Below are 6,167 nucleotides of genomic sequence, written 5' to 3'. Positions count from 1 at the left end.
GAAGAGGCCGGCCGTGGCGAAATAACCGAGCTCCACGGTGATGCCGAGCAGATCGCCCAATGTCTCCCCCAGCGTCACCGCGACCGTCTTCACGAGCCAGAACAAGGCGGTGACCTCGGGGAGCTTGCGCAGCACGTACGCCGTGTCGCCGCGCTCGACCGCGTCACTACGGCCGACCGCGTCACTACGCTCGACTGCAGGGTCCATGTTTGCAGTCATCGTGGCCGGCCCGCTCTTCGAATGCGACACGTCGCGCTGCGGTCGGCACTGGCACACTGCGCACCGGCTGACCGCCACCTTCCGGGCGCGCGATGGGTTTCCGCGCGTGATCGTGCCACGGACGCGGTGCGTGACGGTGGGAATGTGACGGTGCGCCGTGATCTTCACCCGAAAGTAGTCAGGTGCTGGTCAGCGGTCCTGTGGGTCCTGATCTCGCTACTTGGTACGGCGGCGTCCAACGGCGGTGCGGTGCGGTGCGGTGCGCCACAGCTACTGCCCGGCCACAGAAACTGGCGCGGGCGCGATTACAGGCGCGTTGTCGGGCTAGGCGCGGGCCGGTTCGGGGCTCGGCTGGGTCTGCGCGAGCAGGGCACTGATGGTCTCGTCGCTGATGCGGTAGCGCATGACTCGGCCGTCCTTACGGCCCGCGACCGCGCCGGCGACGCGCAGCAGGCGTAGCGCTTGAGAGACGGCCGTGTCGTTCATGCCCGCCGCGATCGCCAGGTCGGTGACGCTGATCTGCGGGCACGCGGCGATCGCGCGCAGCAGGCGCAGCCGGCCGGGGTCGGCGAGCAGGGCGAAGCGTCCGGCCCACTGCTCGACGTCCGTCGGCTCGCCGATCGCCTCGATCGCCTCGCACACCCGGTGCTCGTCGATCGGGTGGCGGTGGGCTTGGTCGGCGGGTACCAGGTGCATGCCGTCCATTGTGACCCTCGCGCGCACCTCGCGCACCACACCTGCACAGATGATGAGCCTTGCAGGGCCGCTGGCTTGTCGCTACGGTGATCTGGCCGTGGTGTTCGGGAAGACCGGTGTGAAACCGGAGCGGCCCTCGCCACTGTGATCGGGAAGCGCTCGTTCCATCCGGCAGCCTGCCGGAGCCACTGGATGCCCTCGGGGTCCGGGAAGGCGGGACGGGCGCGCTGGACCCGTCAGCCAGGAGACCGGCCACGGCACCGTAGTCGACCATCCACGAGGTGTTGGAGGCGGTCCGCGTGAGCGTGCCCGAAGCTGTTTCCCTTCCCGCAGCCCGAACGAGCGCGCGCTGGCGGCGTGCGGACTGGGTCCGATTCGCCGGGCTGATCGCGGTGATCGGCCTGCTGCACGTCGCGGCGTTCGGGATTCTCGTTTTCCTGATCGCTCCGCAGCACTACACCGTGGGCAAGCAAGTGTTCGGGTTCGGACTCGGGATCACCGCGTACACGCTCGGGATGCGGCACGCCTTCGACGCCGACCATATCGCCGCGATCGACAACACCACCCGCAAGCTGATGGCCGACGGCAAACGACCCGTCTCGGTCGGCTTCTGGTTCGCTCTCGGCCACTCCACGATCGTGGTGCTGCTCGCGGCCGGGATCGCAGCGGGCACTCGGCAGATCACGTCGCTCACCGCTGACGGGTCGTCGGCTCGCCAGACTCTCGGTCTGGTGTCCACAAGTGCATCAGGCGGCTTCCTCTACCTGATCGGGATCCTGAACTTGGGCGCACTGATCGGGATTGCGAAGGTGTATCGGGGGATGCGCCGCGGCCAGTTCGACGAGGCCGTGCTCACCGAGCAGTTGGACAAGCGCGGTTTCCTGAACCGGATCCTCGGGCGTCTCACCAAGTCGATCACTCGGCCCGGGCAGATGTACCCCGTAGGACTGCTGTTCGGCATCGGCTTCGACACGGCGACCGAGGTGCTGCTGCTCGCCCTCGCCGGGTCCACCGCCGCCGCTGGACTGCCCTGGTACGCGATTTTGTGCCTGCCGCTGCTGTTCACCGCGGGCATGTCGCTGTTCGACACCCTCGACGGCACCTTCATGAACTTCGCCTACCACTGGGCGTTTTCCAACCCGATCCGCAAGGTCTACTACAACCTGACCATCACCGGACTGTCGGTGGCCGTCGCGCTGATCATCGGCAGCATCGAACTGATCGGCGTCGCCCACGACCAACTTGGCCTGGTCAACCCGGTCACCGACTGGATCTCGAACCTGAACTTGAACAACGTCGGCTTCATCATCGTCGCCGCCTTCGTCGTCGTCTGGGCGGTCGCGATCGCGTATTGGAAGATCGCGCGGGTCGAGCGGCGTTGGCAGGTGGCCGAAGCGGATCGGGCATAGGGAACGGCAAGGGCGAGCGTCGAGCGCCCTCAGTGCTCGAAGACCATTGCCGAGAACGCGGCGCCGAGGCCTGACCCGGCCGCCGCCATCACGTAATGGTCGCCCGGCCGCAGCAGGCCGCGGGTGCGCGCGGTCCGGTAGCTCACGAAGGCGTCCGCGCAGAACAGGTGGCCGACGGACGCGAGATTGTCCAGCACCACCCGCTCAAGCGGGAATCCGAGCCGGTGGCACACCAACTGCCAGGCCATCCGGTCGACGCTGTGCGGCAGGATGAGGCTGATCGCTCCCATCTCCAGCCCGCAGCGCTCGACCGCGGTCGAAATCGCCGCCGCGAGGCAGTCCGTGTACTGCTGCTGGAAGGCGACGGTCGGGCCGGCCGAGTCGTCGTCGATGTCGAATTCGCTGCGCAATTCGGTCGCGTAAGCGAGCAGCCGATCATGCGTACCCTCCGCGCGGATCAGGCAGGCCGCTGCGCCCTCCCCGAAGAACGCGGGCTCGGGTGCGGTCCGGGACTGCCGGCCGAGCGCTTTCTCCCCGGCCACGACCAGCGCGAGCGCGTCCGGGTCGGCGTCCGCGGTGAGGAGACGTCCGGCGACGTCCACCGCGAGCAGGCCGGAGGCGCTGGCGTGGTGACCGACCGCGAACGTCGCGGCCTGTTCGAGCCCGAACTCGTAACACAACTCCTGCAACGGATTCTGCGGGTATGTCACGACCACCGGAAACGTGCGTGCGTGCACGACGTACCGCACCCGGTCTTCTCGGCCACGCAGCCCGTCGAGGTCGGCGACCGCGCCACGCAGCAGTTCGAGCAGGCCGCCGTCAGGGTCTCGGCTGACCTGCCCGAACTGGTGAGGTCGCCGGAAGACTTGGACCCGCATCGTCGACAGCCCGAAATGCTCAGCCAGGCCCTCCACCGGGACTCGGCCGGGCGGGACGTACACGCCGACGGCTTCCAGCGCGGTCATGGCGTCACGCGCCTCAGCTTTCCGCGAGCGCGATCGCAGTACTCGCAGTCGGGGCGGGTTCGCTCACGCGAGTCGGCGCTTCCGCGTTGAACGCGGCCTCGATCGCGGCCGCCTCCATTTCCCGGGCCAGCGCTTCGTTGCAAGCCGGCGAAATGTGCCGGGTATCCGCGCAGACCATGATCGCGACGCCGTCTTCCGCGTCGTCGACGTGGAGGAACAGCTGATCGTAAGGGTTCTTCTTCTTATCGAGCCAGCCGAAACTGCTGCGCAGTCTGGCCGTCTCCAGCTCTTGCGGACTACGGGCCGCCTCGCTCGGCGCGATGCGGCGATCGTTGAAGAACGCCCAGTTGGCGCCCGACCACGACGGCGCATCCGGATCGAGTTCGCGCGCTTCACGAGCCAGTCGCTCGATAAGCGCGGTCTCGGCGCGCGGGTCGAAATAAGAGTACTTACGAACCGTCATCGAGGCCTGACGCGCTCGGCGCACGACGTCGTCGATCGTCGTCTCGGCCGTGTCGAGAATGCAGACTCCGCTTTGCACGAGATTGCCCACCATGTCGGTGAGGCCGGGCCGGAAGCGATTGCTTGACAGAGGTCTGATGACGGCGGGATTCAGCAGCCCGAGCCGGCCAAGCGCGGTCGCGAACAGCGCCAAAAGCACGGCCGAGGAATCCGATTCGGTGCGCGCGGCGATGGCGGGCAAGGCAAGCTTCAAAGCGCGCGACCGCAACACACCGGTCCAATGCCGCGGGTCGCGCTCGTCATCCGAGAGCGGCAGCGGACGCGGCGGCACCGAGCGCAGTGCCTTTTCCATGCGCCGTATCGCCGCATCGCTGATCCGGCGCCCGGCCGGCGAGTGCTGCCACGCGGCCAACTCGAGCTGCTGGAGGCCGATCGCCGGTTCGGTCACCCGCGCGTCGACCTCCCGGCCGAGCGCCTGCATGCCAAGCCCGTCGCTGACGGTGTGGCATGAGATCGCGATCACGTGCGTCGGACGACCGGCCTGGCGTAGCACTCCCATCTGCACCGGCCACTGCACGCGGAAGTCGCGCGGCCTGGTCCGGTAGCAGGCTTCGATTTGCGCGGCGGTCTCGTCCGGATCGGCGCCGGGTGCGAGATCGAAGACATCGAGCATGACTTCGCCGGAGCTATGCACCTCTTGCCGCGCGTAGCCCTGGGCGTCGAAGCGCAGCTTCGTGCGCATGGACGGGAAGCGGGACACCATGTACCTGAGCTGGTCGGCGGCGCCCTCGACAGTGGCGCCCGGCGGCAGCGGCAGCACTCCGCCGAGCGCGATCCAGCCCTGCCAGACCATCGCCTGCAGGATCTCGCGCTGTCCCCAGGTCAGCTCCCCGATGCCTTCGCCGTCTCCGGAGAAACGCACCGGCACCCGCTCGGTCGGGATCGGCAGGAGCGCCGGCCTGATCGAGGCGTTGAACGGTGGGACCGTGGCTGACAGCGGGAACGCGCTCTCGTGCAGATCCGCGCCGCGCCCGATTGCGTTCTCGGCCCTCGTTCCGATGTCGCCCCCCGTTACCGTGTCGGCGCCGGCCTCGGGATCAGCGGCCAGTGCCGCGCGGACGCTCGTGCCCATCGGGTCCTTTCCTCCAGCTGTACACAGGGCCGTGCCTGGCAGAGCAAAGTTCACGCGTGTCTGGAGACTGTCACTTCGGTCACAGAGCGTCAATGGACTAGACCAATCTCGGCAGTGCTGGTCCTGCGCTACCGGGAATCCAGGCTCGTCGGCGACATGATCGCCCTCGCTTTCCGGTGAAAGTTCCATAAGCGCGGCAATTGCAGCGCCGCATGAGCCGCGCGAGTCGCCGTCAATGACGGCGACGAAAAAGCCGGGGTGCCCACACCATCTCGGTGGGGCGCCCCGGCTTCTCAGGCGGTTGCTAGCTCTGTGCTATCTCACTGCGCGTACGCACCGAAGAGGTCTGCGATCACGTGCACGGTGCCGGAGCTGCCGTTGAAGAAGCTCACCTTTCCGTTCGTGACCGCGACGACCACCAGGTTCGGGATCGTCTCGCCCGCGCTGAAGTTGAGGTTCGACGTCGTCGGGGCGGCGCCGGAGCCTGGGTACACCGTCAGGTAGCCGCTGTTCGCCGGAGCCGTCACGGTCACGTTGAGGATGACAGCGCTCGTGCCCGCGGGCAGGCCGGGCAGGTTCAGCGTCACCGCGCTGTTCGCCGCCACCGGGGTGCGCCGACTCCGCCGACTCTCAGCGTGATCGAGCTGTTCGCGCCGATCATTCCTGCGCGACTAGCGTCCGCGACGGTGTTGACCCTGCCAACCTGAAACGCGGTGCTACTTCCGTCGGACGCCCGCCCGAAGACCTGGTCGAATCCGTCGACCGTGCGCACGAAGGCAATTCGCGTGCCGTCCGGGGAGAAGGAGGGGTCGGTGCGCGGGCAAAGTCGTCGGAGTATACGCGAGTTGTACCACTAGGCCTTCGCCCTCGCCGAACTCATGTCCGCGCTCTTCAGCGAGGCGAGGCGTAGGGCGCAGTAGCCGCGGGCGGCGTCATCAAGCTCGAGGTGGCCGGAGTCGGCTGGCCGCTCCCGGTCCTGACAGCGCGCTGAACGTGAAGGCCGCCGACTAATACGACGGCAGCTCAGGCGACCGTGTCCGACCTGAACTTCCGGTGAACCAGACAATCGCGAACCGGGTGATCGTGCCGAACAACGGCAAGGTCGCCTTCATCAACGGTCCCTCCGGATCGCCCGACTCGTTCTTTAGCTTCGCTGCCGTTACGTCGTCGCGTGCTTCGGCTGCTGCTACTTCGACTTCGCCGGCTCAACCACCGGCTCGGCTTTTCCCGGTTCACCTTCCGGCTGCGCCGAGGACGCCGACGCCGCGTGCCGGCCGCCGGTCG

General features: G+C 67.8%; 5 protein-coding genes, 1 pseudogene and 1 riboswitch. Of the genes and pseudogenes, 1 reads left to right on the top strand and 5 read right to left on the bottom strand.

Going from position 1 to position 6,167, the window contains the following annotated elements:
• Both VN779_RS06385 and VN779_RS06380 read right to left on the bottom strand, forming a co-directional pair.
• Nucleotides 1–207, bottom strand: a pseudogene (locus tag VN779_RS06385) (hypothetical protein); the annotation flags it as partial.
• Nucleotides 208–543: 336 nt separating this feature from the next.
• Nucleotides 544–915 (bottom strand): metalloregulator ArsR/SmtB family transcription factor, encoded by a 372-nt coding sequence (locus tag VN779_RS06380; protein WP_325721118.1) that lies wholly within the window; start codon nt 913–915, stop codon nt 544–546.
• An 81-nt stretch (nt 916–996) separates the two neighbouring features.
• Nucleotides 997–1,186: riboswitch (cobalamin riboswitch) on the top strand.
• Nucleotides 1,187–1,214: 28 nt separating this feature from the next.
• Between VN779_RS06380 and VN779_RS06375 the strand changes: the two genes are divergently transcribed.
• Entirely contained in the window at nt 1,215–2,324 is a 1,110-nt protein-coding gene (locus VN779_RS06375; RefSeq protein ID WP_325721116.1) for a HoxN/HupN/NixA family nickel/cobalt transporter, read from the top strand.
• A gap of 29 nt (nt 2,325–2,353) precedes the next feature.
• On the opposite strand, the gene VN779_RS06370 is transcribed toward VN779_RS06375, so the two are convergent.
• The 3 genes from VN779_RS06370 to VN779_RS06360 form a co-directional block, all read right to left on the bottom strand.
• On the bottom strand, nt 2,354–3,289 hold the full coding sequence (locus VN779_RS06370) for a 3-oxoacyl-[acyl-carrier-protein] synthase III C-terminal domain-containing protein (RefSeq protein WP_325721115.1): 936 nt from the start codon (nt 3,287–3,289) through the stop codon (nt 2,354–2,356).
• 13 nt (nt 3,290–3,302) lie between these two features.
• A complete protein-coding gene (locus VN779_RS06365) occupies nt 3,303–4,571 on the bottom strand; it encodes a hypothetical protein (RefSeq protein WP_325721113.1) in 1,269 nt (422 codons plus the stop codon).
• A 632-nt stretch (nt 4,572–5,203) separates the two neighbouring features.
• On the bottom strand, nt 5,204–5,488 hold the full coding sequence (locus VN779_RS06360) for a hypothetical protein (RefSeq protein ID WP_325721111.1): 285 nt from the start codon (nt 5,486–5,488) through the stop codon (nt 5,204–5,206).
• Nucleotides 5,489–6,167: the final 679 nt, after the last annotated feature.

Origin of the sequence: Actinocrinis sp., assembly GCF_035605935.1 — a bacterium.
Taxonomy (GTDB): Bacteria; Actinomycetota; Actinomycetes; order Streptomycetales; family Catenulisporaceae; genus Actinocrinis.
The sequence above is the reverse complement of the archived record's forward strand: the minus strand, read 5'-3'. Positions and strand labels throughout refer to the sequence as shown.

Coding starts and splice junctions, on each gene's coding strand:
- VN779_RS06370 (WP_325721115.1), bottom strand. CDS start 3,289: ATGACCGCGCTGGAAGCCGTCGGCGTGTACGTCCCGCCCGGCCGAGTC.
- VN779_RS06380 (WP_325721118.1), bottom strand. CDS start 915: ATGCACCTGGTACCCGCCGACCAAGCCCACCGCCACCCGATCGACGAG.